This is a genomic window from Methylobacterium terricola (genome assembly GCF_006151805.1).
Taxonomy (GTDB): Bacteria; Pseudomonadota; Alphaproteobacteria; order Rhizobiales; family Beijerinckiaceae; genus Methylobacterium; species Methylobacterium terricola.
Genome location: NZ_VDDA01000018.1, coordinates 85,369 through 111,977 on the forward strand (window position 1 = coordinate 85,369; position 26,609 = coordinate 111,977).

At 71.1% G+C, this 26,609-nt stretch carries 29 protein-coding genes; 16 read left to right on the forward strand and 13 right to left on the reverse strand.

Going from position 1 to position 26,609, the window contains the following annotated elements; translation table 11 throughout:
* Positions 1-45: 45 nt before the first annotated feature.
* A complete protein-coding gene (locus FF100_RS27180; protein WP_139038892.1) occupies positions 46-1,215 on the reverse strand; it encodes a polysaccharide biosynthesis/export family protein in 1,170 nt (389 codons plus the stop codon).
* A 227-nt stretch (positions 1,216-1,442) separates the two neighbouring features.
* Between FF100_RS27180 and FF100_RS27185 the strand changes: the two genes are divergently transcribed.
* Together FF100_RS27185 and FF100_RS27190 are read left to right on the forward strand one after the other, a co-directional pair.
* A complete protein-coding gene (locus FF100_RS27185; protein ID WP_139038893.1) occupies positions 1,443-2,705 on the forward strand; it encodes a lipase family protein in 1,263 nt (420 codons plus the stop codon).
* A gap of 54 nt (positions 2,706-2,759) precedes the next feature.
* Positions 2,760-3,557 (forward strand): Cof-type HAD-IIB family hydrolase, encoded by a 798-nt coding sequence (locus tag FF100_RS27190; RefSeq protein WP_139038894.1) that lies wholly within the window; start codon positions 2,760-2,762, stop codon positions 3,555-3,557.
* Between the two features lie 438 nt (positions 3,558-3,995).
* Here the strand turns inward: FF100_RS27190 and FF100_RS27195 are convergent, their stop codons facing one another.
* Together FF100_RS27195 and FF100_RS27200 are read right to left on the reverse strand one after the other, a co-directional pair.
* Complete coding sequence (locus FF100_RS27195) at positions 3,996-4,370, reverse strand: hypothetical protein (protein ID WP_139038895.1); 375 nt, start codon at positions 4,368-4,370, stop codon at positions 3,996-3,998.
* 195 nt (positions 4,371-4,565) lie between these two features.
* Positions 4,566-5,144, reverse strand: coding sequence for a tyrosine phosphatase family protein (locus FF100_RS27200; RefSeq protein WP_139038896.1), 579 nt, complete (start codon positions 5,142-5,144; stop codon positions 4,566-4,568).
* Between the two features lie 252 nt (positions 5,145-5,396).
* Between FF100_RS27200 and FF100_RS27205 the strand changes: the two genes are divergently transcribed.
* Positions 5,397-6,482: a TRAP transporter substrate-binding protein gene (locus tag FF100_RS27205; protein WP_139038897.1), complete on the forward strand. Its 1,086-nt coding sequence runs from the start codon at positions 5,397-5,399 to the stop codon at positions 6,480-6,482.
* A gap of 26 nt (positions 6,483-6,508) precedes the next feature.
* Here FF100_RS27205 and FF100_RS27210 read toward each other — a convergent pair whose 3' ends face one another.
* Positions 6,509-6,700, reverse strand: a complete 192-nt coding sequence (locus FF100_RS27210) for a hypothetical protein (protein ID WP_048429329.1) — start codon at positions 6,698-6,700, stop codon at positions 6,509-6,511.
* A gap of 381 nt (positions 6,701-7,081) precedes the next feature.
* On the opposite strand from FF100_RS27210, the gene FF100_RS27215 reads away from it, so the two are divergent.
* The 5 genes from FF100_RS27215 to FF100_RS27235 all read left to right on the forward strand — a co-directional run bounded on the left by FF100_RS27215 (position 7,082) and on the right by FF100_RS27235 (position 11,473).
* Positions 7,082-8,482 carry a deoxyribodipyrimidine photo-lyase gene (locus tag FF100_RS27215; protein WP_139038898.1) on the forward strand — a complete coding sequence of 467 codons (1,401 nt, stop codon included), beginning with the start codon at positions 7,082-7,084 and terminating at the stop codon, positions 8,480-8,482.
* A 117-nt stretch (positions 8,483-8,599) separates the two neighbouring features.
* Positions 8,600-9,322, forward strand: a complete 723-nt coding sequence (trmD, locus tag FF100_RS27220) for a tRNA (guanosine(37)-N1)-methyltransferase TrmD (RefSeq protein ID WP_139038899.1) — start codon at positions 8,600-8,602, stop codon at positions 9,320-9,322.
* 146 nt (positions 9,323-9,468) lie between these two features.
* Positions 9,469-10,263: a Crp/Fnr family transcriptional regulator gene (locus FF100_RS27225; RefSeq protein WP_171070351.1), complete on the forward strand. Its 795-nt coding sequence runs from the start codon at positions 9,469-9,471 to the stop codon at positions 10,261-10,263.
* 58 nt (positions 10,264-10,321) lie between these two features.
* Positions 10,322-10,567, forward strand: a complete 246-nt coding sequence (locus FF100_RS27230) for a hypothetical protein (protein ID WP_139038901.1) — start codon at positions 10,322-10,324, stop codon at positions 10,565-10,567.
* Positions 10,568-10,633: 66 nt separating this feature from the next.
* Positions 10,634-11,473 (forward strand): ABC transporter substrate-binding protein, encoded by an 840-nt coding sequence (locus FF100_RS27235; protein ID WP_139038902.1) that lies wholly within the window; start codon positions 10,634-10,636, stop codon positions 11,471-11,473.
* Between the two features lie 14 nt (positions 11,474-11,487).
* Here FF100_RS27235 and FF100_RS27240 read toward each other — a convergent pair whose 3' ends face one another.
* Entirely contained in the window at positions 11,488-12,192 is a 705-nt protein-coding gene (locus FF100_RS27240; RefSeq protein ID WP_139038903.1) for an ABC transporter permease, read from the reverse strand.
* Positions 12,193-12,336: 144 nt separating this feature from the next.
* On the opposite strand from FF100_RS27240, the gene FF100_RS27245 reads away from it, so the two are divergent.
* The 4 genes from FF100_RS27245 to mtnA all read left to right on the forward strand — a co-directional run bounded on the left by FF100_RS27245 (position 12,337) and on the right by mtnA (position 16,949).
* Entirely contained in the window at positions 12,337-12,561 is a 225-nt protein-coding gene (locus FF100_RS27245; protein WP_139038904.1) for a hypothetical protein, read from the forward strand.
* Positions 12,562-12,704: 143 nt separating this feature from the next.
* Complete coding sequence (locus tag FF100_RS27250) at positions 12,705-13,874, forward strand: phosphoserine transaminase (RefSeq protein ID WP_139038905.1); 1,170 nt, start codon at positions 12,705-12,707, stop codon at positions 13,872-13,874.
* Positions 13,875-14,153: 279 nt separating this feature from the next.
* Complete coding sequence (gene serA, locus FF100_RS27255; protein ID WP_139038906.1) at positions 14,154-15,767, forward strand: phosphoglycerate dehydrogenase; 1,614 nt, start codon at positions 14,154-14,156, stop codon at positions 15,765-15,767.
* Between the two features lie 84 nt (positions 15,768-15,851).
* Positions 15,852-16,949 (forward strand): S-methyl-5-thioribose-1-phosphate isomerase, encoded by a 1,098-nt coding sequence (gene mtnA / locus FF100_RS27260; RefSeq protein ID WP_139038907.1) that lies wholly within the window; start codon positions 15,852-15,854, stop codon positions 16,947-16,949.
* 326 nt (positions 16,950-17,275) lie between these two features.
* Here the strand turns inward: mtnA and FF100_RS27265 are convergent, their stop codons facing one another.
* From FF100_RS27265 to FF100_RS27285, 5 genes are all read right to left on the reverse strand, one after another.
* A complete protein-coding gene (locus FF100_RS27265) occupies positions 17,276-18,274 on the reverse strand; it encodes a MaoC family dehydratase (protein WP_139038908.1) in 999 nt (332 codons plus the stop codon).
* A gap of 64 nt (positions 18,275-18,338) precedes the next feature.
* Positions 18,339-19,004 carry a deoxyribonuclease V gene (gene nfi, locus FF100_RS27270; RefSeq protein WP_139038909.1) on the reverse strand — a complete coding sequence of 222 codons (666 nt, stop codon included), beginning with the start codon at positions 19,002-19,004 and terminating at the stop codon, positions 18,339-18,341.
* Entirely contained in the window at positions 19,004-20,101 is a 1,098-nt protein-coding gene (gene ychF, locus FF100_RS27275) for a redox-regulated ATPase YchF (protein WP_139038910.1), read from the reverse strand. Before ychF ends, nfi begins: the two co-directional genes overlap by 1 nt.
* Positions 20,102-20,180: 79 nt before the next feature.
* Positions 20,181-20,792, reverse strand: a complete 612-nt coding sequence (gene pth / locus FF100_RS27280; RefSeq protein WP_139038911.1) for an aminoacyl-tRNA hydrolase — start codon at positions 20,790-20,792, stop codon at positions 20,181-20,183.
* Between the two features lie 94 nt (positions 20,793-20,886).
* Entirely contained in the window at positions 20,887-21,564 is a 678-nt protein-coding gene (locus tag FF100_RS27285) for a 50S ribosomal protein L25/general stress protein Ctc (protein WP_139038912.1), read from the reverse strand.
* Positions 21,565-21,833: 269 nt separating this feature from the next.
* Between FF100_RS27285 and FF100_RS27290 the strand changes: the two genes are divergently transcribed.
* The gene (locus tag FF100_RS27290) at positions 21,834-22,346 is read left to right on the forward strand and encodes a retropepsin-like aspartic protease family protein (RefSeq protein ID WP_139038913.1); all 513 of its coding nucleotides are present in this window, start codon (positions 21,834-21,836) and stop codon (positions 22,344-22,346) included.
* 18 nt (positions 22,347-22,364) lie between these two features.
* Here the strand turns inward: FF100_RS27290 and FF100_RS27295 are convergent, their stop codons facing one another.
* The 3 genes from FF100_RS27295 to FF100_RS27305 all read right to left on the reverse strand — a co-directional run bounded on the left by FF100_RS27295 (position 22,365) and on the right by FF100_RS27305 (position 24,300).
* On the reverse strand, positions 22,365-23,015 hold the full coding sequence (locus FF100_RS27295; protein ID WP_246102414.1) for a TadE/TadG family type IV pilus assembly protein: 651 nt from the start codon (positions 23,013-23,015) through the stop codon (positions 22,365-22,367).
* Between the two features lie 44 nt (positions 23,016-23,059).
* On the reverse strand, positions 23,060-23,680 hold the full coding sequence (locus FF100_RS27300) for a TadE/TadG family type IV pilus assembly protein (protein ID WP_139038915.1): 621 nt from the start codon (positions 23,678-23,680) through the stop codon (positions 23,060-23,062).
* An 83-nt stretch (positions 23,681-23,763) separates the two neighbouring features.
* Positions 23,764-24,300 (reverse strand): pilus assembly protein N-terminal domain-containing protein, encoded by a 537-nt coding sequence (locus tag FF100_RS27305; protein WP_139038916.1) that lies wholly within the window; start codon positions 24,298-24,300, stop codon positions 23,764-23,766.
* A 305-nt stretch (positions 24,301-24,605) separates the two neighbouring features.
* Here FF100_RS27305 and FF100_RS27310 point away from each other — a divergent pair, with 305 nt between their 5' ends.
* From FF100_RS27310 to cpaB, 3 genes are all read left to right on the forward strand, one after another.
* Positions 24,606-24,776 (forward strand): Flp family type IVb pilin, encoded by a 171-nt coding sequence (locus FF100_RS27310; protein WP_139038917.1) that lies wholly within the window; start codon positions 24,606-24,608, stop codon positions 24,774-24,776.
* A 190-nt stretch (positions 24,777-24,966) separates the two neighbouring features.
* Positions 24,967-25,473, forward strand: coding sequence for an A24 family peptidase (locus FF100_RS27315; RefSeq protein WP_139038918.1), 507 nt, complete (start codon positions 24,967-24,969; stop codon positions 25,471-25,473).
* Positions 25,474-25,743: 270 nt separating this feature from the next.
* Entirely contained in the window at positions 25,744-26,559 is an 816-nt protein-coding gene (gene cpaB, locus FF100_RS27320; protein ID WP_139038919.1) for a Flp pilus assembly protein CpaB, read from the forward strand.
* The last annotated feature ends 50 nt before the right edge of the window (positions 26,560-26,609 follow it).

Below are 26,609 nucleotides of genomic sequence, written 5' to 3' on the forward strand. Positions count from 1 at the left end.
TCGCCCGCCCAGGGCGTCGAGCGGGCGCCCGCGGCGCCCGCCTCGTCAGCGCACGCCGGCATAGACCGAGGCGCCGGCCGAGACCGGCGCCGTGATGGTCGAGAACACGCCGAGCACCTTCTGGACCTCGGTGAAGGGCGCGTTCGAGACGTAGACGAGGTCGCGGTTGCGCATCCGGAACGCCTGGGAGACGAACAGGCTGTTGGGGTCGCGCATGTTGATCCGGTAGACCACCGGCACGAAGTTCGAGGAGAGCAGCGGGCTGTTCGGGCGCAGACGGCGCACCACCGAGGCCGGCTCGAACCGGAACAGGAACACGCCCGCCGGGTCGGCCTGGAGGTCGGAGAGGCCGCGGGCCTTGGCGAGCGCCTGGGCCAGGGTGATGCCCTCGGCGGCGAAGGGGATCTCGGATTGCGCCCCGAGCGCCCCGATCGCCAGGAAGGTCTGGGGATCGCGCACCAGGGTGAGGGTGTCGCCCGGGCGCAGGAAGATGTTCTCGCGCGGGTTCGAGACCACGGCGGTGAGCGGCACCGTCGCGGTGGTGGAGCCGCGCGACAGCCGCACGAAGGTCTCGGCCACCGGGGCGCGCACGCCGCCGGCGCCGGCCACCACGTCGAGCAGGCGGTCGCCCTTGGTGGAGAGCGGCACGCGGGCGCCCGCCGTGACCTCGCCGGTCACCGTCACGGCGGTGCTGGTCGGCTGCACGACGGTGACGATGACCTGCGGCTCGATCGCCTTGCCGGCGAGCTCCTGCTCGATCTGGACCTGCACGTCCTGGACGCGCTTGCCCGCGACCTGGACGCGGCCGGCATACGGCACCGTGATCGACCCGTCGCGGTTGACGACCTGGGGCGGGATGGTGGCCGATTTCGAGCCGGAGGAGAACCGGTCGATCGACAGCGAGCCGGAGAACAGGCCGCCGGTGCTGGCCTCGTAGATGGTCACCGCCACGGTGTCGCCGATGCCGATCACCGGCTCGACGGAGGGGCGTCGGTCGCCGAAGGAGGCGAGCAGGCTGTCGAGCGGGCGGCCGCGCAGGGCCTCGACCACGGCGGCGTCGACGTCAACGATCTCGTAGCGGGCGAGCAGGCCCTGGTCGGTCGCCATGTCGGCGCCCTTCTCGACCGCGCTCGCCGTCGGGCCGGACGCGGGCAGGAAGCTGGAGCAGCCCGAGACCGCGAGCGCGGTGCAGAGGGCGATCGGGAATGCGCGCATCAGGGAGATTGCTCGTCCTTAGCTTGAGAGTGGTCCCTAGCCGAGTCGCGGCCCTGTGTCCGTGGCCCGCGTGTCACAGTGCCTTCGGGAGCCCTCCCCCGACGCCGCCTTCCCCGCTAGACACAGGACCGACGCCCCCCGGGACCGTCACCATCGTGCCGTCCAAGCACGACAAAGGTTACGAAATCACGGCTGCAGGATGGCGCGATGCGGATGACAGGGCAGAGATGACCATACAGATCGGCTTCACGCCGCCCGATGCGGCCGAGCAGGCTCCCGGGCCGGTAAGGCGGCGGCACGTCGTCTACCTGCCGGGCTACGACCCGGAGGCGGGCAAGCGCTACCGGGCGCTCTACGCCCGGGAATTCACGCGCTACGCCAAGCGCTTCGACCTCGCGACGCGCACCATCACCCGGGCCGAGACCCGGCCGGACGGGCTGGTCCAGACCTGGACCGTCGCAGCCGGTCGCAATGGCGCCGAGACCCGCACGACCTACCAGGTGCTGTTGGCGGACGATCTGGTGCGGGCGGATTTCCAACGGCCGCTGATCGCCTCGATGGCGCTCCTGACCGCCGGCATGCTGCACAGCCTCGTGACCGGCAAGCTGTTCCGGCTCTACGGCCTCAACTGGAAATACGGCAACGTCATCCTGTACCCGTTCGGCATGGTGCTGATCCTGGGCGCGCTCGCCGCCCTGCTCGGCACCGGGGTCGCGCATCTGCTGGCCGGGTGGCTGCCGGGCCTCGCCGCCGGCATCGTCGGCGCGCTCGCCGGCATCGGGCTCGTGCTCGCCGCGACCCCGCTCCTCGACCGGATCTTCCTGCGCCAGCTCATCAACGACTGGGTGTTCAACTGGCAGCACAGCAATGGCTGGCGCCGGGACTACGAGGACCGCCTCGCCCTGTTCGCCGACCATGTCGCCGGGATCGTCCGGGCCGGCGGGGTCGACGAGGTGATGATCGTCGGGCATTCCTCCGGCGGCCTCACCGCCGCCGAGGTCGCCGCGCGGGTGCTGGCGCACGACCTGCCCGCGACGCCGCGCCTGTCGCTCCTGACGCTCGGGGCCGGGCTGCCGCTCGTCACCATCAACCCGCGGGCACGCCGGGTGCGGGACGACGTGATGCGGCTCGTCACCAGCGGCCGGCTGGTCTGGGCCGATTACCAGGCGCCGCAGGACTGGATGAACTTCCCGGGCTTCAACCCCGCCCGCGACCTCGGCGAGAGTCCGGCCGGTCCGGTCCGCAACCCGCTGATCCGCTCGACGAAGTTCCGCGAGATCATCGACCCGGCCGTGTACCGGCGGATCTCGTTCCGGCCGTTCCGGATGCACTTCCAGTTCCTGATGGCGAACGACCTGCCGGGCGAATACGACTTCTTCGCCCTGACGCTCGGGCCGCAGGCCCTTGGCGAGCGGGTGCGGGCGCCCGAGATCGTCCCCTTGCGGCCCGAGACGCCGCCCGAGCCGGTGCCGGTGCACAGGGAAATCTGAGCTCGGACCTCTGAGCCTGGAAACAGCAGCGTGAAATCCGAGGACGCTTCTCCGATGCCCATCTCCCTCGTGGTCACCGACGTCGACGGCACCCTCGTCACCGGCGACAAGCAGCTGACGCCCCGGGCGATCGCGGCCGTCGCCGCCCTGCGTGCCCGCGGCATCGCCTTCACGGTGGCGTCGAGCCGGCCGCCGATCGGCCTGCGCCCGCTCGTGGCGCCGCTCGGGCTCGACCGGCCGATGGGCGCCTTCAACGGCTCGACGGTGGTGCGGCCCGACCTCTCGCTCGTCGACGAGACCCTGATCCCCGAGGAGGCCGCCCGGCACGCCGCCGCGCGGTTTTCCGCCGAGGGGATCGACCTCTGGGTCTTCGCCGAGGGGGCGTGGCTCCTGACCAATCCGGACGGCCCCTATACCGACCTCGAGCGCCGCACCCTTCAAGCCGAGCCCCGGGTGGTGGATGACCTGACGCCGCATCTTGCCCGGGCGGCGAAGCTCGTCGGCGTGTCGCGCGACCATGCAGGCCTCGCCGCCCTCGAGCCGCGCCTGGCCGAAGAGATCGGCGACGGCGCGGCCGTTCACCGCTCGCAGGTCTACTACCTCGACGTGACCCCGCCCCACATCGACAAAGGCCATTTCGTCGCCCGCATCGCCGGGGAATTGGGGGTTCCGCTCGCCGAGGTGGCGGTGCTCGGCGACATGGCGAACGACACGGCGATGTTTGCCCGCGCCGGGCTGTCGATCGCGATGGGCAATGCGAGCGACGCGGTGAAGGGGGCGGCGACCTACGTGACCGGGACGAACGAGGCGGACGGGTTCGCGGACGCGATCGAGCGGTACGTGCTGGGTTAGGCCCTTCCCGATCGGCGTGGCCCGCGCGGTACGGTCTTTCGGGAGGGCGGTCCCCACGCCCACCGCGTCATCTCGGGGCCGCGCAGCGGAGCCCGGGATCCAGGACCGCAGGACGTTCGGGATAAGCCGGTCCACGGTCCGCTTGATGTCCGACGTCCCCGGTTCTGGATCCCAGGCTCCACTGCGCCGACCGGAGACGACCCCGGCAACCGCCGTGCCGATCCGCGACAGGCTGAGCTTCCCGTCCCTTCCCCTGTCCCGGACGACTGAAGCGTCAGCGGACGGAGATCCGCGAAAGGGATTGGCATACGGCAGACACCGAGCCTGCCGGTGTGATCGTCCGGTGTCGTAACCACGGCGCCGCGCGGCCTCGCAACGGCGCAATGGGTGCAATCGCCTCCGGGCGACCCCGGCCCGCGCTCGCCGCACCCCTGCCCGTCAATGCAGCCCGACGTGATAGCGGACCTGCTTCGCGTTCCCCAGAGGGTCGACGATCTCGATGACGAACTGGTCGTCATCCGCCGGGCCGGGCGGCGCGCTATAGATGAGCCGGGTTGCCGAGATCGTGTGCTTGTTGCACGCCGAGCGCGGATTCATCGGCGGGAAACTCGGATATCCCGGACCCTGCTCGACGATGACCTGCCCCTTGCCGGAGGGCTCGATCAGGTTGACGGTCCATGGGCCGATCGGGCGGCAGGTCGGGTCGACCGAGAGGAACCACCCGAACTTCTGGCTCTGTCCGGGCTTGATGACCTTCTCGACCGTCGGAATGGGCCGCGGCCAGGCAAAAGCGCTCGTCGGCGCCAGGCACAAAAGCACGGCGCCTCAGACAATCCTGTGATCGCGCATCGATCATGTCTCGCGTGATGAGAGCGTCGACGGTCCTTGACAGATGAAAAACACTGCCGATGCGGCGTTCGCCCGCCGAAGTCCGTTTACGCAAGACAAGAACTATCCTTCGTCTTGCCCTGCCGCAAGGATAATCGAAGACGCGACATCCGCGATCGGTCAGGCGAGCGCCGCATCCACCTCCCGCCCCCGCCCCAAGCTCCGCATCAGCTCGACGAGGTTCGGGCGCACCCGCAATTGCTTGGCGTGCAGGCGGCGCACCGCCTCGGTGAGGTGGCCGTCATAATGCAGGATGTCGTCCGCGAAGGCGATCATGCGGGCGTTGGGCCAAGCCTTCTCGCGCAGGGAATGGACCTTGGCGACGACCGACTCGGCGTCGAGGTCCGGATGGGCCTGGCCGAGCAGCATCGTCATCGCGGCAGTGGAGCGCGAGATGCCGGCGTGGCAATGGATCAGCAGGTGGGTCTTGCGCCGCGCGGTCTCGGCTATCAGCTCCTCGCCGAAGCGCAGGATCGCCTCGACGTCCCGGCGCTCGGGCAGGATCTGGCCGTCGGTCGGCTCGATGATGTCGTGGAAGCGCAAGGTCGTGCGGTGATGCGCGTCGTAGCCGCCGAAGGCCTCCGGCTCGGGCCAGGCTGGGTCGAGGATCGACAGGACGTGGGTGACCCCGCGGGTTGAGTGGTGGCCCAGCTCCTCGAGGCCGCAGACCGTGTGCAGGGAGATCGGTTCGGGCTTCACGGTCGGGTCGCGCTCCGGCGGGCCGGCGGGGCGCCAAGGCGCCGCCGATGGATCTGGCCGGGAATTAGCATAGGCATCACCGCCGCGCGACAAGTCGGGCTTGCCCGACTTCGCCTTTCGCTTGCAGATGCCGGGCAAGCCCGGGATCTTCTGGGGCCAGGGCTCCCGCCCTGCGTCCCGGGTGCGCTTTCGCCGGAACCGCGCTACCTCTGGCCGTGACAGGGCTTGGACACCACCCTCGATGGGGAGAGCATGAAGCGTCGCGACATCCTGACGGCCGGGCTCGGCCTCGCCGGCAGCACCGCCCTGGCGGCCCCGGCCGTGGCGCAGGGCGCGCCCGAGCTGCGCTGGCGCCTGCACTCGGCGTTCCCGCGCAACCTCGACGCGCTCTACGGCGCCGCCGAGCTGTTCTCCCGCCTCGTCGCCGAGGCGACCGACAACCGCTTCCAGATCGAGGTCGCGGCCGCGCCCACGGGCGAATCCGCCGCCCTCCTCGACGCGGTCGGGTCCGGCACGCTGGAGATGGCCTATTCAGCCGCCTATTACGAGGTCGGCCGCGATCCGACCTTCGCGCTCGCCACCGCGATCCCGTTCGGCCTCAATGCCCGCCAGCAGAATGCCTGGATGCTCCAGGGCGGGGCGCTGGACCTGTTCAACGAGATCTTCGCCAAGAGCAAGCTCTACGCCCTGCCGGGCGGCAATACCGGCACCCAGATGGGCGGCTGGTTCCGGCGCGAGGTGAAGACCACCGCCGACCTCCAGGGCCTGCGCTTCCGCATCGCCGGCCTCGGCGCCCAGGTGCTGGCCAAGCTCGGCGTCGCGCCCCAGACCCTGCCGGGCGCCGACCTCTACGCGGCGCTCGAGGCCAAGACCCTCGACGCCGCCGAGTGGATCGGCCCCTACGACGATGAGAAGCTCGGCCTCAACAAAGTGGCGCCATTCTACTATTATCCGGGCTTCTGGGAGGGCGGCGCGATGCTGCATTTCTGGTTCAACGCCCAGAAATGGGCCGAGCTGCCGAAGGCCTACCGGGCGGTCGCGACGGCGGCAGCGGCGAGCGTCAACGGCGACCTCCAGGCCAAGTACGATGCGCGCAACCCGGCGGCCCTCCGGCGCCTCGTCGGCGGCGGCGCGCAGCTGCGCCCGTTCCCGCAGGACGTCATGGAGGCAGCCCTGAAGGCGGCGAACGAGATCTACGCCGAACTCGGCGCCAAGAACCCGGACTTCAAGCGCGTCTATGACGGCCTGAGGACCTTCCGCAATGAGGAATACCTCTGGTTCCAGGTCGCGGAATACACCTACGACAACTTCATGATCCGGGCCCGCGCCCGGGGCTGACTCCGCCCCGGGCGTAAGGATGCCGCCTACTCGGCGGCCTCCTCGCCCGGCAGGGTGCCGCGCCCCTCCTCGCGCATCAGCGCCCGCACCACGCTCGGCACCGCTTCCAGGGCGCCCGCCAGGGTCTCATCGGCCACGAACAGGCTCTTGATTTCCGGGCTGGTGATGCAGACGAGGCCCTCTCCACTCTCCTCGACCCGCAGGGTGAATTGCCGCATCGCTCGACCGCTCCCTCACGCTCGGCTCCGATTGCCCCGCGATGCACGAGGCGGGCCAAATCTGCGGGGACAACGCGGAGCGCGGCCATAAGCTCCGCCGGACGCAGCGAAATGCCGGCCTGAAAATTCCTAACGAAGCATGAAAGACAGAAAAAAGGCCACTCTTGCGAGTGGCCCCAAGTCTAGGGAGGAAACGCCCAAGAAGGGCAGTGCGGGAGCGCGACGCCATCGCGTTCCCGCACTGCAATAAGATAAGTATGCCGTGCCGGAAGGCAAGGCGCGATTGTCGGCACGGTTGCCGCTTTTGCGAGCAGCGGCGGCACGCCGCGCTGGACCCACCGGCGCCACGGCCTAGGTTCCGCTTCCTGACGGGGGCGCAGGATGGCGATTCAGGCGGGGCGGATCCGGGTTCTGAAGGACATGGAGCCGCGGGACGGGGCCTACGTGCTGTACCTGATGCAGCAGGGGATGCGCAGCCGCGACAACCCGGCCCTCGAATATGCGGTGGAGGAGGCCAACCGTCTCGGGCTGCCGGTGGTGGCGGGGTTCGGCCTGCTCGACGGCGGCGCGCATTTCCCCGAGGCGAATGCCCGGCACTACGCCTTCCTGCTCCAGGGGCTGGCCGACGCCAAGGCCGGCCTGGAACGCCGCGGCATCGCCTTCGTGCTGCACCGCGCCACGCCGGCGAAGGCCGCGCTCACGCTCGGGGCGAAGGCCGCGATGCTGGTCCTCGACCGCGGCTACCTGACGATCCAGAAGGGCTGGTACGCCGAGATCGAACGCGGCTTCGACGGCCGGCTGGTCCAGGTCGAGGGCGACGTGGTGGTGCCGGTCGACGTCGCCTCGGGGAAGCACGAATTCGCCGCCCGCACCCTGCGGCCGAAGCTGCACAAGATCTGGGAGCCCTACCTCGCCCCGCTGCGGGCGCGGAAGGTCAAGCATCCGGCCGACGATCTCAAGCTGAAGAGCGACATCGACGTCTCCGATCCCGATGCGGCGCTCGCCGCGATGACGCTCGACCGCGGGGTGGCGCCGGTGCGGCGCTTCCGCGGCGGCGAGGTCGAGGCCTATGCCCGGCTGGAGGCCTATCTCGCCGGGCCCTTCGCCGAGTACGGCACGGTGCGCAACCGGCCCGAGGCCGGGGCCGCCTCGCATCTGAGCCCCTACCTGCATTTCGGCCAGATCTCGCCGGTGGCCGCCGCCCTCAAGGTGCAGGCGGCCAAGACCGGCGGCCCGGAGGACCGGGCGGCGTTCCTCGAGGAACTGATCGTCCGGCGCGAGCTGGCGATGAACCACGTCCACTTCAATCCGGGCTACGCGGCCTACGAGACCGCCCTGCCGGACTGGTCGCGCAAGGCGCTGGCGGAGCATGCCGGCGACCCGCGCCCGCACCTCTATGACGAGGAGGCGCTGGCGCAGGGGCGCACCCACGACGAATACTGGAACGCCGCGATGCGCGAGATGCGCGAGACCGGCTACATGCACAACCACCTGCGCATGTACTGGGGCAAGAAGATCCTCGAATGGTCGCCCTCGCCGGAGCAGGCCTTCGCGGTGACGCTGCGGCTCAACAACCGCTACTTCCTCGACGGGCGCGACGCGAACTCGTTCACCAACGTCGCCTGGATCTTCGGCCTGCACGACCGGCCGTGGGGCCGGCGCAAGGTGTTCGGCACGGTGCGCTACCTCGGCCCGAACACGCTGAAGAAGTTCGACGCGAAGGCGTATCTGAAGGCGGTGGACGCGTTGTGCCGGGCGGAAGAGGAAGAGATCGGCCGATAGTCCCGACGGTCTCGGCGCTCTCGAGGTCGGGTCACCCGGACGGGCTCTCCGAATCCTCCTCGGGACCCCTGATGCCCCCCGGTTGACCGCCCGGCCCCGCCGAGGCCATCAACCCGCATGACCTCCCTGCCCGCTCCCGCCCCCTGGCGCGCCACGATCCTGACCCTCTATCCCGAGATGTTCCCCGGCCATCTCGGCCTGTCGCTCGCCGGCGACGCGCTGGCGCGGGGCGCCTGGAGCCTCGAGGCGCGCAACATCCGCGACCACGGCATCGGCCGGCACCGGGCGGTGGACGACACCCCGGCGGGGGGCGGGGCCGGGATGGTGCTGCGCTGCGACGTGCTCGCCGCGGCGATCGATGCCGCCTCCCCCGCCGACGATCCCCGCCCGCGCCTGCTGATGAGCCCGCGCGGCCGGCCGCTCACCCAGGCCCGGGTGCGGGCGCTGGCGGAAGGACCGGGGGTGATCGTGGTCTGCGGCCGGTTCGAGGGCGTCGACGAGCGGGTGATCGCCGGGCGGGGCCTCGAGGAGGTGTCAATCGGCGATTACGTGCTGTCGGGCGGCGAGCCCGCGGCCCTGGTGGTGCTCGATGCCTGCGTGCGCCTGCTGCCCGGCACCATGGGCAAGCACGCCTCCGGCGTCGAGGAGAGCTTCGAGGGCGGCGCCCTCGAATATCCGCACTACACGAGGCCGCGGGACTGGGAGGGGCACGGGATCCCGGAGGTGCTGACCGGCGGCAACCACGCGGCGATCGCCCGCTGGCGCGCGGCGCAATCCGACCGGATCACCCGCGAGCGCCGCCCGGACCTGGTGCGGCCGAAGCATGAGCGGACGACGTAACCGGCAGAGAACTCCGATAGAGTATGCACGCGAGACAACGCAGGTGAATGTCGGCGGGGGCGGCGCTTCCTAGAGCGCTCCCCTCACCCGGCGCTTCTCCCGCGCGCCGTCCTTCGCGACGCCTCACCGGACGAACTGCCGCCGCCATGCCCGACTCCGCCCGCTACCTCCTGCACAGGCCCGAGATCCTGAACGCCCTGCGCCGGGGCGAGGCCGCCATCGACCGGGTGATGGTCGGATCGGGCCGCCTCTACCCCGCCGGCCGTCTGCTGGTGGAGCCGGACAGCCCGAACACCCAGATCTTCCGCCTGCGCAAGGGCTGGGTCGGCCGCCTGCGCACACTCGAGGACGGACGCAGCCAGTTCATCCTGATCTTCCTGCCCGGCGACCTGTTCGCGGTCAAAAGCCTGTTCGTCACCCACAGCCCGGACGCGATCCAGGCCTTGTCCGAGGTGCTGGTCGAGCAGGTCGATCACCGCACCCTGCGCGAGGCCTACGAGCGCGACGCCGACCTCGCGACGCGGTGCATGTGGCAGGTGATCGAGGAGGAGCGCCGGCTGCACAACTGGGTCGTCGGGCTCGGCCGCGGCAGCGCCGACGAGCGCCTGGCGCTGCTGCTGATCGATTTCCGCGGCCGCCTGATCCTGTCGGGCACGCTGCCGCCCGGCGCCCTGGCCTACGACTTGCCGATGACCCAGGAGCAGATCGGCGACCATCTCGGCATCTCCAACGTGCACGTCAACCGGGTGTTGCGGGCGTTCCGGGAGGACGGCCTCGTGACGATGCGCGGCCGCCGGGTGACGATCGGCGACCTCGACGCCCTGGTGCGGATCGCGGCCCCGCTCCTCGACATCTCCGAGCGCGAACGCCCGGAATTCGTCGGCCCGCGGGACGCCGAGCCCTTCACCGAGGGCAAGGGGGGCGCCGATGACGGCCGCTGAGACGGGTACGACGGGCGACACGGGCTCGCCCCATGGGCCCGGCATGGATCGCGACGGGATGACGCGCGAGCATGCCGCCGCCGGCCAGGCGGCCCTGATGCTGGTCGAGAGCCTGATGCTGGCCCTGGTCGAGCGCGGGACGATCCCCGCCATGGAGCTGATCGAAGCGGTCGAGACCGTGATCGACACCAAGCGCCGCCTGGCGGCGGAGGGACACGAGCCGAAGGTGGCGGGTCAGGCCGTCGCGATGCTCACCACCATCGCCAACAGCCTCGCGGCGGCGGGACCGGCCCGGCCGCGCTGATTCGCCCTGGTGCCGGGAGGCGACCGCGGGGTATCGCTGGGTGGGCGACCTCAACCGGAGTCCCCCGTGATCCCCCTGCCGTCACGCCGCCTCGCGGTCCTGGCCCTGCTGCTGGCCGCTCCCCTCCACGCCTGGCCCGCAGCCGCGCAGGAGCGGGCGATCACGCTGGCCTCCACCACCTCCACCGAGCAATCGGGCCTGTTCGGCCACCTGCTGCCGATCTTCCAGCGCGAAACCGGCATCACCGTCCGGGTGGTCGCGGTCGGCACTGGCCAAGCGCTCGCCATCGGGGCGAAGGGCGATGCCGACGCGCTCCTCGTCCATGACCGGGCCGGCGAGGACAAGTTCGTGGCCGACGGCCACGGCCTCGACCGCCGGGACGTGATGGCGAACGACTTCGTGATCGTCGGGCCCGGCGGCGACCCGGCCGGCATCAGGGGTGGGCGCGATGCGACCGAGGCGCTATCGCGCATCGCCGGCGCCAAGGCCGCCTTCGCCAGTCGCGGCGACGACAGCGGCACCAACCGCACCGAGTTGCGCCTGTGGAAGACGGCCGGCATCGACGCCCGGGGCTTAGGCAGCCGCTACCGCGAGCTCGGCCAGGGCATGGGCCCGACCCTGAACGCCGCTGCCGCCATGGATGCCTACACCCTGACCGACCGGGCGACCTGGGCGAACTTCAAGAACCGCCAGAACCTCGTGATCCTGGTCCAGGGTGATCCGGCCCTGTTCAACCCCTACGGCTCGATCCTGGTGAATCCCGCCAAGAACCCGCAGATCCACGCGGCCGACGCCAGGATCTGGCACGAGTGGCTGACCTCGGAACGCGGCCGGACGGCCATCGCCTCGTTCAGGATCAACGGCGAGCAGCTGTTCTTCCCGACCGGCACGATGCCGAGCCAGTAACCGCCCAGTGATTGCTACGTCCTGGGGAGCGCCGCCACCCGGTTGATCCCGAAGGCGGCGGCGCTCACCACCAGCGTCAGGCTGACGAGGACGAGGCCGAGGCCGAGCGCAAGCGCGAGATCGCCGCGGCTCGTCTCCAGCGCGATGCTGGTCGTCATGGTGCGGGTGTAGCCGCGGATGTTGCCGCCCACCATCAGGATGGCGCCGACCTCGGCGATCGCCCGCCCGAACGCCGCCAGGAACGCGGTGACCAGGGGGGCCGGCGCCATCGCAAGCAGGATCAGGGCGGCGTGCCCGGTCCCGACCCCGTCGACCCTCAGCGCATCGCCGTATTCGGCCCACAGCGCCTCGCAGGTGCGGTGCGACAGGGCCGCCACGATCGGCAGGGCGAGCGCGCCCTGCGCGATCACCATCGCGCCCGGGGTGAACAGCAGGCCGAAGCCCCCGAGCGGCCCCGAGCGCGAGACCAGCAGGTAGAGCACCAGCCCCACCACCACCGGCGGCAGGCCCAGCAGCGCGTTGAGCAGGACGAGGAGCGCCCCGCGGCCGGGAAACCGCGCCGCGGCGAGCAGCGCCCCGAGGGGCGCGCCCAGCACGAAGCCGAGGGCCGCCGCCGTGAGGCTCACGCGCAGGGACAGGCCGACGATGGCGACGAGGTCGGCATCGCCCCGCAGGATCATCGCGGCCGCCAGCCCCAGGGCTCGCCCGAACTCGTCCATGTCACCCCGCCTCGCCGATCCGTCGTGCCCGTCCTATCCGGGTGGGCCCGGCCGTGCCATACTGCCCGCATAGCACCCGCACCGGCACCCGTTCCGCCGGCCGCCCACCCCCCGCCCCCGCGCCCGAGGCAGGAGGGCCTCGCCATGACGCCGACCGGTCCGCTCGGTGAGACGGATCTCGAAATGGCCCTGCGCCACGTCATCGAGGCGGAGGCCCGGGTCGTGCGCCAGCGTGCCCTCGTCGCGCGCGTCGGGGCGGGGGGTGGAGACGTCGCCAAGCTGGCCCGAACCCTGCTCGCCGATTTCCAGTCCGATCTAGCCGCCCACCGCGCCCATCTCGCGCGCGTCACCCCGCCGACGCGGACCTAACGGACCGTCCCGGCACGGGAGCTTGGGTGACTCGGGATCTTGGGTGGCTCGGGATCTTGACGCCGGGTCCCGGCAGGCGCATCCGGGTCGGCGGGACACCTCTCCCCACCGAGAGGCGCCCATCTGGAAGGATGGATACCAGCATGACGACCCGCCCCGCGGCGCGCCCGCGCGCGCCCTTCTTCTCGTCCGGACCCTGCGCCAAGCGCCCCGGCTGGACGCCCGACGCCCTCTCCGACGCGGCGCTCGGCCGCTCGCACCGGGCGAAGCTCGGCAAGGCCAAGCTCAAGCAATCGATCGACCTCACCCGCACGGTGCTGCAGGTGCCGGCCGATTACCGCATCGGCATCGTGCCGGCCTCCGACACCGGCGCCGTCGAGATGGCGATGTGGTCGCTGCTCGGCGCCCGCCCGGTCGACATGCTGGCCTGGGAATCCTTCGGCGAGACCTGGGTCACCGACGCGATCAAGCAGCTCAAGCTCGATGCCCGCGTCATCAAGGCGCCCTACGGCCGCCTGCCCGACCTCTCGACCGTCGATACCCGCACCCGCGACGTGGTCTTCACCTGGAACGGCACCACCTCGGGCGTCCGCGTGCCGAACGCCGACTGGATCGCCGCCGACCGTGAGGGCCTGACGATCTGCGACGCCACCTCGGCGGCCTTCGCGCAGGACCTCGACTGGCCGAAGCTCGATGTCGTCACCTTCTCCTGGCAGAAGGTGCTCGGCGGCGAGGCGGCGCACGGCATGCTGATCCTCTCGCCCCGCGCCGTCGCCCGGCTGGAGAGCCATGTCCCGGCCTGGCCGATGCCGAAGATCTTCCGCATGACCAAGGGCGGCAAGCTGATCGAGGGCATCTTCGAGGGCGAGACCATCAACACGCCGTCGATGCTGGCGGTCGAGGATTACATCGACGCCCTGCGCTGGGCCGAGTCGCTGGGTGGCCTGCCGGCCCTGCGCGCCCGCGCCGACCGCAATGCCGGCGTGATCGCCGACTGGGTCGCCCGCACTCCCTGGATCGCCAGCCTCGCCGAGGACCCCGCGACCGCCTCGAACACCAGCGTCTGCCTGGTGGTCAGCGATCCCGATGTGGTCGGGCGCGGCCCCGAGGCCGTCGCCGCCGTCGCCAAGGGCATCGCCACGATGCTCGACCGCGAGGGCGTCGCCCACGACATCGGCGCCTATCGCGACGCACCGCCCGGCCTGCGGATCTGGTGCGGCGCCACGGTCGAGGCTTCGGATCTCGAAGCCCTGACGCCGTGGCTCGACTGGGCCTTCGCCCAGGAGAAGGCCCGCCTGACCCAGGCGGCCTGACCCAAGCCCATCATCGCCGTATTCCGACGCCGGAGCCCCGCGGAGCCGGCGTCGGCCGGGCGTGGCCCACGCCGATCGCACATCGCCGCATGAGGCGCAGGTTCTCTCCTCTCCCCGACAGATCCCGGGCTTGCCCGGGATCGGCAAGCGACAGGCGAAGTCGGGCAAGCCCGACTTCTCGCGGGGAGAGGGGGACTGCGCACGACCCGGTGTGACCGCGCGAGCCCCCGGCCGACCCGCTCCCCGCGGGGCGATGGCGCTCACCCGTTCGAGGCCGCCATGCCTGCCCAAGTCACGCCGACACCCATCAAGAAAATCCTGATCTCCGATACCCTCTCCCCCGCCGCCGTCGCGATCTTCCGCGAGCGCGGCATCCAGGCCGATCTCCGCCCGGAGCTCGGCAAGGACAAGGAGGCGCTCGCCGCGGCCATCGGCGAGTATGACGGCCTCGCCGTCCGCTCGACCACCCGGGTCACCGCCGCCCTGCTGGAGCGCGCCGGGCGGCTCTCGGTGATCGGCCGCGCCGGCATCGGCGTCGACACGATCGACGTGCCGGCCGCGACCGCCCGCGGCGTGATCGTGATGAACACCCCGCACGGCAACGCGGTGACCACGGCCGAGCACGCCATCGCGCTGATGCTGTCGCTCGCCCGCCAGATCCCGCAGGCCGACGCCTCGACGCAGGCCGGGCGCTGGGAGAAGAACCGCTTCCTCGGCATCGAGCTGACCGCCAAGACGCTGGGCGTGATCGGCTGCGGCAATATCGGGGCGATCGTCGCCGACCGCGGCATCGGCCTGCGGATGCGGGTGATCGCCTACGATCCGTTCCTGACGCCGGAGCGCGCGGTGGCGCTCGGGGTCGAGAAGGTCGAGCTCGACGAGTTGCTGCGGCGCGCCGACGTCATCACCCTGCACGTGCCGCTCACCGACAAGACCCGCAACATCCTCTCGGCCGAGGCGCTGGCGCGCGCCAAGCCCAGGGTGCGGATCGTCAACTGCGCCCGCGGCGGCCTCGTCGACGAGGTGGCATTGCGCGCGGCCCTCGAAACCGGCCACGTCGCGGGTGCGGCCTTCGACGTGTTCACCGAGGAGCCGGCGAAGGACAACGTGCTGTTCGGCCACCCGAACATGGTCTGCACGCCGCATCTCGGCGCCTCGACCACCGAGGCGCAGGAGAACGTGGCGCTCCAGGTCGCCGAGCAGATGAGCGATTACCTGCTCCACGGCGCGATCCGCAACGCGGTCAACTTCCCGTCGATCTCGGCCGAGGAGGCACCGCGCCTGCGGCCCTACGTGACGCTCGCCGAGCAGCTCGGCTCCTTCCTCGGCCAGCTCACCGAGGCGCCGATCCGCGGCATCCGCCTCGTCTACGAGGGCGAGGCGGCGGCGCTGAACACCCGGGCGCTGACGGCGGCCGCGGTGACCGGTGCGCTGCGGCCGTTCCTTGAGGGCGTCAACATGGTCTCGGCGATCGAGGTGGCGCGGGCCCGCGGCATCCAGGTCGAGACCGCAACCCGCACCACGGTCGAAGGCCCCTACGCCTCGCGCCTCCACCTCACCGTCGAGGCCGAGGACATGCCCCGCGACGCCGCCGGCACGGTGTTCGGCGACGGCCGCCCGCGCTTCGTCGAGATCCGCGGCATCGCCCTCGAAGCCGCGGTGGCGCCGCACATGCTCTACATCCGCAATGCCGACCAGCCCGGCTTCATCGGCCGCTTCGGTACGCTGATGGGCGAGGCCGGCGTCAACGTCGCCACCTTCCATCTCGGCCGCGACCGGCCGGGCGGCGACGCGATCTGCTTTGCCGCGATCGACGAGGCGGTCTCGCCCGACCTGCTCCAGGCGATCGAGGCGATCCCGCAGGTGAAGCGGGCGCGGGCGGTGCGGTTCTGAGGGGATCGGGGCGGGATGCCATGGGCATCCCGCCCTCCGCGACGTGGTCGCGCGACGCGCCCTGCCCATGCTAAACCCCACCCCATGAAGATCGACGGCCGCCACTACCGCACCATCTTCCCCGCGCCCGACGGCGAGGGGATCTGCGTGATCGACCAGACCCGCCTGCCCTTCGCCTTCGAGATGAAGACGTTGAGGTTCGAGGCGGAGGCCGCGGTCGCGATCCGCACCATGATCGTGCGGGGCGCGCCGCTGATCGGCGCCACCGCCGCCTACGGCCTGGCGCTGGCGATGCGCGAGGATCCCTCGGACAAGAACCTCGACGGGGCGCGCGCCCGGCTCGCCGCCACGCGGCCGACCGCGATCAACCTGGCTTGGGCCCTCGACCGCGTCGCAGCCGTGCTGCAGCCGCTCAGGCCGTCCGAGCGCGAGGCCGCCGCCTTCGCCGAGGCCGCCCGCATCGCCGACGAGGACGTGGCGAGCTGCCGGGCGATCGGCGAGCACGGCGCGGCACTGATCGCCGGGATCGCCGCCAAGAAATCCGGCCCGGTCAACGTCCTGACCCATTGCAATGCCGGGTGGCTCGCCACCGTCGACTGGGGCACGGCGCTGGCGCCGATCTACGTCGCGCACGATGCCGGATTGCCGGTCCACGTCTTCGTCGACGAGACCCGGCCGCGCAACCAGGGCGCGGCGCTGACCGCCTTCGAGCTCAACGCTCACGGCGTGCCGCACACCGTCATCGCTGACAATGCCGGCGGCCACCTGATGCAGCACGGGCAAGTCGATCTCTGCATCGTCGGCTCGGACCGCACCACCTCGACCGGCGACGTCTGCAACAAGATCGGCACCTACCTGAAGGCGCTCGCCGCCCGCGATTGCGGCGTGCCGTTCTACGCCGCCCTCCCGTTCTCGACCATCGACTGGACGCTGACCGACGGCGTCGCCGGCATCCCGATCGAGGAGCGCGACGCCCGCGAGGTGACCCACCTCACCGGCCGCACCGACGACGGCGCCTTCGCCACGGTGGCGGTGGTCTCGCCCGGGAGCCCGGTGGCGAACCCGGCCTTCGACGTCACCCCGGCGCGTCTCGTGACGGGCATCATCACCGAGCGCGGCGTGGCGGAGGCGACGCCGGAGGGGCTTCTGGGACTGTATCCGGAGCGGCGGGCGGCGGCCTAGGCCGTCCTCATCGTAGAACCAGAGAAGACGCGTCCACCTCAGAGGGTCATCCCGGGACCGCGCAAGCGGAACCCGGGATCCGGAACCGCGGACGGAACGGCCACAAGCGGATTCTCACCGCCCCTCCCTCATACCCTCGCACCTTCGCATCGACACGTCGATGCGAAGGTGTCCGGCGCATCGGCGTCGACCGAGTGCGTTCGAAGGCGCTGCGGTATGAGACACCCGCGGTTCCGGATTCCGAACTTCGCTTTCGCGGCCCCGGGACGACGCGGCGGGTGCAGGTGTCGGCTGGGGCGCAACGAACGCCGAAGCGGATTACCGCCTCATGCCCCCCGGCTGGGCGCCAACCATGCTCCCGCGAAGCGAAAGACCGGCTCGCCGCGCTGGTTCGTTCCGGTCGCCGTGTGGCTGACCACGCCCCAGCCCGGGCGGGTGCGCGAGGGCCGGGCCTCGGTCAGGGTCACGCCGTAGCGGATCGTGTCGCCGGCATAGACAGGTTTGAGCCATTGCAGGTCTCGGAAACCCGGCGAGGGCCCGCTCTCGACCAGCGGCTCGCCCCGCTCGGCCGCCAGCGCACGGCCAAGGTCGCGGGCCGCCACCATCCGCTTCATCCAGGCCGCCGCCGTGTGCCAGCCGGACGCGCACAGGCCGCCGAAATGCGTCCGCGCCGCCGCCGCCTCGTCGACGTGGAACGGCTGCGGGTCGAAGGCGCGGGCGAAACGCAGGATGTCGTCGCGGGTGAAGTGATGGGCGCCGAGGTCGAAGGGCCGGTTCAACGGCATATCCTCCAGGTACCCTGGGGGCAGTGCCTCGCCCTCGGGCAGGTCCGCGGGCGCCGGTTCCTCCGGCGGGCGCGGGCGCGGCGGCAGGGGCGGTGTGCCGGCCTTCCCGAACATCGCCCAGAAATCCTGGGTCATCACCGGCTGGCCGGCGCCGTTCTCGATCTCCAGGAGGAACCGCACGAAGCCGCGGTCGGGCTTGCTGCCGGAGGGACGGCTCTCGGTGACGCTCATCCGCATCGACAGGGCGTCGCCGGGGCGCACCGGGCGCAGCCAGCGCACCTCTTCGATCCCGGGCGAACCCATCGAGGACGATTGCAGGATGAAGCCGTCGGCGACGAGGCGCATGCCGAGCGCGCAGGTGTGCCAGCCCGAGGCGATCAGGCCGCCGACGAAGCTCTCGCGCGCTGCCGCCTCGTCGGTGTGGAAGCCCTGCGGGTCGAACTCGCGGGCAAAGCCCACGATGTCGTCGCGACTCACCGCCAGCGGCCCGAAATCGAGCGTGACACCGGGCGTGAGGTCCTCGAAGCAGTAGCGGGGCATGGGGCGCGTCCGGCGGTGGGGCGGACCGCCGGGCTAGCACGACGAAAGCCCGGCGCAAATGCGCTTACACGAAAGCGCCGGCGGCCTTGTGGGCGAGGCGGATCGGCTCCGGCAGCCGGAACTTCGGCGCGCAGGCCAGCACCAGGGCGACGCTGGTCGGGATGTCGGCGAGGTGGCCCGGCGAGATGAACAGCGGGTGCTTGCCCGTCCGTGTCCGGACCACGGCGCCGATCGTCTCGCCCTTGTCGATCAGCGGCTGGTGCGCGCCCTTCTCGTCGTCGAGCGGGGCGTTGCGGCCGCAGAGCCGGGTCTTGCCGACGCCGATGGTCGGGCGCTGGAGCCACAGGCCCATATGGCTGGCGATGCCGATGCGGCGCGGATGCGCCGTGCCCATGCCGTCGAACAGGAACACGTCCGGCTCGGCCTCGAGCCGTCCGAACGCCTCCTCCAGCACCGGGCCCTCGCGGAAGCTGAGCAGGCCGGGCACGTAGGGGAACGGCGTCGGCATGAGTGCCGTCACGGTCTCGACCACCCGGAATTCCGGATAGGTCGCGACCACGATCGCCGCGTGCGAGCGGTCGTTCTTCACGCTGACATCGACGCCGGCGACGAGCCGCACGGCGTCGAGAGGCAACGGCCGGTCGGCCACGATCTCGGCGGCGAGGTCGCGCTGGAGCGCGACCGCCTCCTTGGGCGTCACATCCCAGTCGTGGCGCCGGACGAGATCCATCAGGTGTTGAAGCGGAAATGCAGCACGTCGCCGTCCTGCACCAAGTATTCCTTGCCCTCGAGCCGGAGCTTGCCGGCCTCGCGGGCCCCGGCCTCGCCCTTCAGCGCCGTGTAATCGGCGAAGGCGATGGTCTCGGCGCGGATGAAGCCCTTCTCGAAGTCGGTATGGATCACGCCGGCGGCGCCCGGTGCGCGGGTGCCCTTGGTGATGGTCCAGGCCCGGGCCTCCTTCGGGCCGACGGTGAAGTAGGTGATGAGGCCGAGAAGCTCGTAGCCGGCGCGGATCACCCGGTTCAGGCCCGGCTCGGCGAGGCCGACCGCCTCCAGGTACTCGACCTGTTCGGCCGGCGGCAGCACCGCGATCTCGCTCTCGATCTTGGCCGAGACGACGACCGCCTTGGCGCCCTCCTCCTTTGCCCGGGCGAACACCGCGGCCGAATGGGCGTTGCCGGCATCGGCCGCGCCCTCCTCGACGTTGCAGACATAGAGCACGGGCTTGGCCGTCATCAGGCCGAGCTGCGAGAACAGCCGCTCCTCTTCCGGCTTGCGCTGGACGAGCCGGGCCGGCTTGCCGTCGCGCAGGAGCGGCAGGGCGCGCTGGACGAGGTCGAGGACCTCCTTGGCCTCCTTGTCGGCGCCCTTGGCCTTCTTCTCGAGCGCGGTAAGGCGCTTCTCGAGGCTGTCGAGATCGGCCAGCATCAGCTCGGTCTCGATCGTCTCGATGTCGGCGATCGGGTCGACCTTGCCCTCGACATGGGTGACGTCGCCATCCTCGAAGCAGCGCACGACGTGGGCGATGGCATCGACCTCGCGGATGTTGGCGAGGAACTGGTTGCCGAGCCCCTCGCCCTTCGAGGCGCCGCGCACCAGGCCGGCGATGTCGACGAAGGTCAGCCGGGTCGGGATGATCTCCTTCGAGGAGGCGATCCGGGCGAGGTCGTCGAGCCGGCTATCCGGCACCGCCACCTCGCCCACGTTGGGCTCGATGGTGCAGAACGGATAATTCGCCGCCTGCGCCGCCGCGGTCTGCGTCAGCGCGTTGAAGAGCGTCGACTTGCCGACGTTCGGCAGGCCGACGATGCCGCATTTGAAGCCCATCAGATCAGTCCGTTCGAGTCTTGAAAGCCGCCGGCGCGCGGCCGTGTTGCGTCGCCATTGAGGGGTCGGATCGCGCGGGTCAAGCCGGCTTCTCGCCGACGCGCTTCACCTCGTCCCAGCCCCGCCCGGCCATCGCGACGTGGACCTTGTTCTGGAAGCGGGCATCGTCGCCCGCGGCCATGAGCTCGGCGGCGTCGGCCATCGCGTCGCACAGGTCCTCGACCCACGGCATCTCGGCCTTGGCGAAGTCGTTGAGAACGTAGGCATGGACCAGGGCCTTGTCGCCCGGATGCCCGATGCCGAGGCGGGCGCGCCAATACTCGTTGCCGCACTGCGCGGTGATCGAGCGCAGGCCGTTATGGCCGGCATTGCCGCCGCCCTTCTTCACCCGGAGCTTGGCCGGCGCGAGATCCAGCTCGTCGTGGAACACCACCACGCCGTCGAGCGGGATCTTGTAGAAGCGCTGCGCTTCCGTGACCGCCCGGCCGGATTCGTTCATGAAGGTCAGGGGCTTGAGCAGCAGCACGCGCTCCGAGCCGATCACCGCCTCGGTGCTCTCGCCCTGGAACTTGCGGCGCCACGGCGCGGCGCGGTGCCGGCGGGCGATCGCGTCGAGGGCCATGAAGCCGATATTGTGCCGGTTGCCCGCGTAGCGGGTCCCGGGATTGCCGAGGCCGACGAACAGCCGCATGGCGACGCAGGATCTCCCCGAGACAACGAAAAGACGCCCCGGATCTCGCGACCGGGGCGTCCCGATGATGGACAGGATCGAGCCGGAGGCCGGCTCAGTCCTCCTTGGTCTCGCCCTCGGCAGCCTCTTCGGCGGCCTCGGCGGCCGACTCGGCGCGGGCAGCCTCGGCCACCGCGGCCTCCTCGGCCTCGACCTCGGCGCCGAGCACGGTCGGCGGCACGATGGTGGCGACGACCTCGTCACCGGCGAGCGCGAAGGAGACGCCGGCCGGCGCCGGCAGGTCGGAGACGTGGACCGTGTCGCCGATCGCCTTGCCGGTCAGGTCGACCGTGATGGCGTCGGGGATCGACTCCGGGGCGACCTCGACGGCGACCGTGTGGTGGACGACGTTGAGCGTGCCGCCCTCCTGCTTGATGCCGGGGGCCGCGTCCTCGTTCGAGAAGTGCACCGGCACCTCGACCTCGATCGTCTGCCCGGCGACGACGCGCAGGAAGTCGACGTGCAGCGGCACGCCGGTGACGGGGTCGAGCTGGAAGTCGCGCGGGATCGCCCGGACCTTGCGGCCGCCGGCGCTGATCTCGAACACGGTGGTGCGGAAGCCACCGGCGTAGATCAGGGTGCGGGTGCGGATGAGGTCGATGGCGATGGCCTGCGGCGGCTGGTTGCCCCCGTAGATGACGGCCGGCACCTGGCCCTGGCGACGAACGGCCCGGGCGGCCCCCTTGCCGACCCGGTCGCGTGCCACGGCCTCAAGCGGCTTCACGGCGCTCATGGCGTGATCCTTAAAACTGGTGTTGCAGATGGCTCAAACGCCGAAGGCCGCCCCCTCGAGGACGGCCCTGTGAACCGACGTCGCCACGCCCGTTCCCGTAATGGGAATCCGGCCTCCAAGGGTGTCCGGCGGGCGGGGTGCTGCTAGCAGACGACGGCCCCGATGGCAAGGATGGGAATGCGGCGGCATTCGACGCGATCGCCGGACGGATCCTTAACCGGTCGGCCGCGACTCTGCCGGCCTTGATCCACCCTTGCCGGAGATTGTCCGTGACGCGCCCGATCCTCTGGGCCCTCGGCGTGCTCGCGTCGGCCGCCCTCACCGGCGGGTCGATGACCGAGCGGTTCGCCAAGCTCACCCGCGGCGGTCCGGCCCCGGCCGCCGAGGCGGCCCAGATCGCCCCGGGCAGCGCCGACAGCGTGACCCTGTCGCAGGACGGGTCCGGGCATTTCCGGGCGCATCCGCAGGTCGAGGGGCAGGTGCTGCGGATGCTGGTCGATACCGGCGCCACCCTCTGCGTCTTCACGAGCGAGGACGCTGCCCGGATCGGGCTGCGCGTCGCGGAGCGCGACTTCACCGCCCGGGTCGGCACCGCCAACGGCGCGGTCCCGGCGGCGCGGGTCCGGGTGCGCGAGATGCGGGTCGGCGGGATCACGGTCCGCGATGTCGAGGCGCTGGTGCTGCCGAGCGGCCGGCTCGAGACGAGCCTGCTCGGCATGTCGTTCCTGCGCCGCCTGCGCGGCTTCGAGGTCGCGGCGGGGCGGATGACCCTGCGGGGATAGCCGGGCGGGGAGGCGCGATCAGGAGCTCGGGCAGGCGCCGCCGTTGCGCGAGTCGACGACCGTCGGCAGCACGATCTCCGGGTTGCTCGTCACCGAGACGTTGTAGACCTTGCCGTTGCGCACCGGCCAGACGATCGTTTCGGTGATCGTGCTGAGGTTGAACTTGTTGGCGAGCTGCGCGCCGAACAGCGGCTTGTAGGTCATCGTCAGCTCGACGACGACATAGCGGACCCCCGCCTTCTTGAACGCCTCCGGGACCGGCGGCACGGCGGTCGGTCCGATCGGGGCCGCCGCGCCGGCATTGCCGGCATCCACCGCATAGGAGCAGACCCGGGCGCTGCCGCCCGCATCGTAGACGCCGATCGCCTTGCCGGCGATCCGCGCCGTGGCGCCGTCATAGGGGGCGAGCACCGCCCGTCCGGCCTTCACGATCGTGGCGAACTGACTGCTGGAGATCGTGCCGCCCTCCCGCGCGACGAGGTCGGCGACGGTGCGGGCCGCGAGCGTCACCTTGCGGAAGTTGCTGATGTAGCCGGCGAGGTCGGTGGTGCCGAGATAGAGCAGCAGCAGGAGCGGCAACACCATCGCGAACTCGACCGCCGCGATGCCGTCCTGCGCGCGCCCGAAGCGCAGGAGCCCGCGCAGGACGCCCGGAAGCGCGCGCGACACGCGTGAGATGGCCCGGCGCCCCGCGCCTCGTGCCGACCGCGGGCTCATTGGAACGGCTCCGTGCGGAAGGCGACGGTGCTCTGGAGCACTCGCTTGCCGTTCGCCAGGGTGTTGGGGTTGAGAAAGCCGAAGAAGACCGGAAATTCCACCGCCGCCTGGACGATGACGATCTGGTTCGAGCCCGGATTCTGATATTGCGTGCCGAACACCGTGGGAGAGCTGCGCCAGGATCGCGAGCCCGCATCGATCGGGCTCGGCGGCGTGAAATCGGCGCTGTCCGACATCGCCAGCACGTCGATCTTGAGGGCGCTGCACGAGAAGATCGTCACCCGGCCGTTGCACAGGCCCTCCTTGAACTTCTGCAGCGCAACGTCCTGCGAGGACTTGCCGGCGGGCGGGGGCGGATCTGAGGCCCGCGCGGCCTGGAACTGTCCAGTATAGAGCTGGCGCGAGGCACTCGACACCGCGTTGTCGAGGACCTGGCCGGCGAAGAACGCCAGCGCGGTCTCGATGATCGCCGCCACGAGGCAGAGGAACGGCAGACCGACCAGGGCGAATTCCACCGCGGTCGCCCCGTCGCGGCCGGACGCGAAGCCGGCAATCCGCGCCCGCAAGGCCCCGCGGGCATCGGGCGGACCACGATGGGTCGAGCAAGGGCGGAGCATGGCGCGATCCCGATCGTTGCGCGGCCGTCGATGCTGGATACGCAACGAAGGGTTTCGGATCGGTTGCAGCAATCCGCGAGCGATCAGCGTGCGGCGGGACCGCTGCCGGCGCCGGCCCCCGCCGTCGCCAGGGAGTTGCGCTGGCCGGTCTGCCCGCTCACCTCCGAGAAATAGCGCTGCGCGTCGCCGAGCTGCATCGCCGGCTGGCAGGCGGGCGTGCAGGAATACGATTCGCGCTCGAGCCCACGCTGGACCGTCACCACCGACGGGCTGCCGGCCCGCACGCTGATCGCCGATTCGGCCAGCATCGTCCCGGCGGCGTCGAGAGCGATGAGGTTGGTGCTGCCGAAGCTCTTGCCGGTCAGAACCACGATGCCGTTCCGCTGCAGCGACACGTCGGCGATGATCGGGTTGCCGACGATCACCGTGGCGGTGCGCTCGGGCAGGCGGATCACCTTGGCGTTGTCGACGGTCACCGTCACGGTGGCCTGCTCACTCGCCCGCGCGGCGGCGGCCGGAACCAGAACAAGGGCGACGGCGAGGGCGCGAAGACCGGTCCCGCAAGGGAACTTCCGGCGCGAGAGGCTCGGACGCGTGTGGCTCGGGCGGAGCGGGGTCATCGGCGGGGAGGTCTTTCGAACGCGGCGCGGGCACGTGACAGTCAAGCGTCTGACGGTTGACAAACCGCTAAGCCCAGAGGCGTCGCCCGACGGCGTCCGCGCACCGATCTGACCGAGGGACAGGCGAAGCGCCATTTCGGGCGACCGATCGTTAACCAAGTGCGGAATCACGCACCGGAGGCCCTGGATCCGCGATCGCTTTAACTCAACTTCAACGAGGCCGGGCCTAGGTTGTCGTCAGTCCCGGTCGGCGCCAGTCGATTGTCGGCGGACTCATCGAGCTCAATCAGGCGGGAACTAGAGTGATGATCACCAAGCTGAAGCGTTTCGTCAGCGACGAGTCCGGCGCGACCGCGATCGAGTACGGCCTGATCGCGACCCTGATCGCCCTCGCGGTGATCGTTGCGGCCCGCACGGTCGGCAACAACCTGTCGCTGCAGTTCAACTCGATTGCCGGCAACCTGAAGAACGGCTGAGGACGACGGAGCCGACCCGCACCCGGCGGGTCGGCGCGTCCCCGGCGACCGGGAAGGCCCGTCCTCGTCAGCCGGCCGCTGCGTGACACGCCGCGGGTCCCTGTTCCGGCCTTGCCCGGAGCGCGAACGCGCAGCGGCCGATCCTGCCGCCGCGCTCGACGATCGCGTCCTCTTCCTGCCGCGAGTCCGCATGGCCAGCCTCTGCCTCCTCGTCGTGTTTCCCTTCCTGATGGCCTACGCGGCCAGCAAGGACGTGCTCACGATGAAGATCCCCAACCGGGTCAGCGTGATCCTGGTCGGCGCATTCGTGCTGCTCGCATGGACGGCGGGCCTCGGCTGGCCGGAGCTCGGCAGCCATGCCGGCGCCTGCGCGCTGGTCTTCGCGATTGGCTTTGCCCTCTATTGCGCGGGCGTGACCGGCGCCGGCGACGTCAAGCTCGCGGCCGCGACCGCCCTCTGGCTCGGGTTCGACGCCCTGCCGGACTATGTCGTGAACTTCTCGGTGCTCGGCGGCGCGCTGGCCCTCGCCATCCTGTATATGCGCAGCTATCCCCTCCCCGGCTTCGCCCTGGGCCTCCCCTTCGCGGTTCACCTGCACGACGCGAAGGTCGGCACGCCCTACGGCGTCGCCCTCTCGGCCTCCGCCCTCGTCACCTGCCCGTCGGCGCCCCTGTGGCGGATGGTGCTGCAGGGCTGAAAACCCCCCCGGGGGATGCCGGCCGGCAATCGCGCCCGTCCAGGGTCGCGTCTCTCCCGGCTTCCCCTCCTGTCGCTGTCCCCGACCGCGCCCGCGCGCCGACGAACCGGCGTCGCGAGAGGCGCGGTCGACGCGCGGGCACTCCCCCGACCGGCTGCCGTGGCTTGTTAACCCTAAGGACGGTTAACCTTAATTTGAGGATTGCCTGCTGAATTCGGTGAAGGAGGGCGGCATCGCCCGTCCCCCGATTCGTCCTCTCGTTGGCGCTCCATGAAGTCTTCGCGCTTGCTCCTGATCAGCGTCGCCGTCGTGACAGGCGCGGGCGCCTTCATCGTGATGAGCGGCCGCGAGCCGCCGCCGCCGCCGCCGGCGGTCGAGCCGGTCGCCGCGCCGGCCCCGGTCATCGAGACGGTCGAGGTGCTGGTCGCCGCCGCCGAGCTGCCGATGGGTCAGACCCTGAAGGCGCCGGACCTGCGCTGGCAGATCTGGCCGAGGACCGCGGCGGGCGACGGGTTCCTGCAGCGCGCCACGGCACCGACGGCGCTCGAGGACACCGTCGGCTCGATCGTCCGCAACCCGTTCCTCTCCGGCGAGCCGATCCGGCGCGAGAAGCTGATCAAGGCCAATGGCAGCGGCTTCCTGTCGGCGATCCTGCCCTCCGGCATGCGCGCCGTCGCGATCTCGATCGACGCCCGCGGCAGCAACACCGCCGGCGGCTTCATCCTGCCGAACGACCGGGTCGACGTCCTGCGCACCGCCCGCGACGAGGATGCCTCGCGCGCCGGATCCGGCGACGTGCAGACCGCCGAGACCATCCTGAGCAACATCCGGGTGCTCGCCGTGGGCCAGACCGTGCAGGAACGCAACGGCGAGCGGGTGGTGACCGGCGACACGGCGACCCTCGAACTCACCCCCGCCCAGGCCGAGGCCGTGACCCTGGCCCAGAAGGTCGGCCAGCTCTCCCTCGCCCTGCGCAGCCTCGCCGATGCCGGCCAGACCGCCCCGCAGGCGGCCGCGGAGCCGCAGGCCGACGGCAGCGTCACGGTCGTGCGCTACGGCGTCGCCAAGCAGATGCCCCGCCGATGATGAGACAGGCCCCGTCGATGCGCGCGCACGTGCCCGCCCCAGGGCGCGCG

Bases quoted from the DNA above. Each gene is read 5' to 3' on its own strand.
- FF100_RS27190 (WP_139038894.1), top strand. From the start codon at position 2,760: ATGCCCATCTCCCTCGTGGTCACCGACGTCGACGGCACCCTCGTCACC.
- nfi (WP_139038909.1), bottom strand. From the start codon at position 19,004: ATGGATCTCGTCCGGCGCCACGACTGGGATGTGACGCCCAAGGAGGCG.
- FF100_RS27240 (WP_139038903.1), bottom strand. From the start codon at position 12,192: ATGGACGAGTTCGGGCGAGCCCTGGGGCTGGCGGCCGCGATGATCCTG.
- FF100_RS27180 (WP_139038892.1), bottom strand. From the start codon at position 1,215: ATGCGCGCATTCCCGATCGCCCTCTGCACCGCGCTCGCGGTCTCGGGC.
- trmD (WP_139038899.1), top strand. From the start codon at position 8,600: ATGACCTCCCTGCCCGCTCCCGCCCCCTGGCGCGCCACGATCCTGACC.
- FF100_RS27215 (WP_139038898.1), top strand. From the start codon at position 7,082: ATGGCGATTCAGGCGGGGCGGATCCGGGTTCTGAAGGACATGGAGCCG.
- FF100_RS27210 (WP_048429329.1), bottom strand. From the start codon at position 6,700: ATGCGGCAATTCACCCTGCGGGTCGAGGAGAGTGGAGAGGGCCTCGTC.
- pth (WP_139038911.1), bottom strand. From the start codon at position 20,792: ATGCGGCTGTTCGTCGGCCTCGGCAATCCCGGGACCCGCTACGCGGGC.
- FF100_RS27245 (WP_139038904.1), top strand. From the start codon at position 12,337: ATGACGCCGACCGGTCCGCTCGGTGAGACGGATCTCGAAATGGCCCTG.
- FF100_RS27205 (WP_139038897.1), top strand. From the start codon at position 5,397: ATGAAGCGTCGCGACATCCTGACGGCCGGGCTCGGCCTCGCCGGCAGC.
- FF100_RS27225 (WP_171070351.1), top strand. From the start codon at position 9,469: ATGCCCGACTCCGCCCGCTACCTCCTGCACAGGCCCGAGATCCTGAAC.
- FF100_RS27285 (WP_139038912.1), bottom strand. From the start codon at position 21,564: ATGAGCGCCGTGAAGCCGCTTGAGGCCGTGGCACGCGACCGGGTCGGC.
- mtnA (WP_139038907.1), top strand. From the start codon at position 15,852: ATGAAGATCGACGGCCGCCACTACCGCACCATCTTCCCCGCGCCCGAC.
- ychF (WP_139038910.1), bottom strand. From the start codon at position 20,101: ATGGGCTTCAAATGCGGCATCGTCGGCCTGCCGAACGTCGGCAAGTCG.
- FF100_RS27300 (WP_139038915.1), bottom strand. From the start codon at position 23,680: ATGCTCCGCCCTTGCTCGACCCATCGTGGTCCGCCCGATGCCCGCGGG.
- FF100_RS27305 (WP_139038916.1), bottom strand. From the start codon at position 24,300: ATGACCCCGCTCCGCCCGAGCCACACGCGTCCGAGCCTCTCGCGCCGG.
- FF100_RS27310 (WP_139038917.1), top strand. From the start codon at position 24,606: ATGATCACCAAGCTGAAGCGTTTCGTCAGCGACGAGTCCGGCGCGACC.
- FF100_RS27230 (WP_139038901.1), top strand. From the start codon at position 10,322: ATGACGCGCGAGCATGCCGCCGCCGGCCAGGCGGCCCTGATGCTGGTC.
- FF100_RS27250 (WP_139038905.1), top strand. From the start codon at position 12,705: ATGACGACCCGCCCCGCGGCGCGCCCGCGCGCGCCCTTCTTCTCGTCC.
- FF100_RS27315 (WP_139038918.1), top strand. From the start codon at position 24,967: ATGGCCAGCCTCTGCCTCCTCGTCGTGTTTCCCTTCCTGATGGCCTAC.
- serA (WP_139038906.1), top strand. From the start codon at position 14,154: ATGCCTGCCCAAGTCACGCCGACACCCATCAAGAAAATCCTGATCTCC.
- FF100_RS27185 (WP_139038893.1), top strand. From the start codon at position 1,443: ATGACCATACAGATCGGCTTCACGCCGCCCGATGCGGCCGAGCAGGCT.
- cpaB (WP_139038919.1), top strand. From the start codon at position 25,744: ATGAAGTCTTCGCGCTTGCTCCTGATCAGCGTCGCCGTCGTGACAGGC.
- FF100_RS27265 (WP_139038908.1), bottom strand. From the start codon at position 18,274: ATGCCCCGCTACTGCTTCGAGGACCTCACGCCCGGTGTCACGCTCGAT.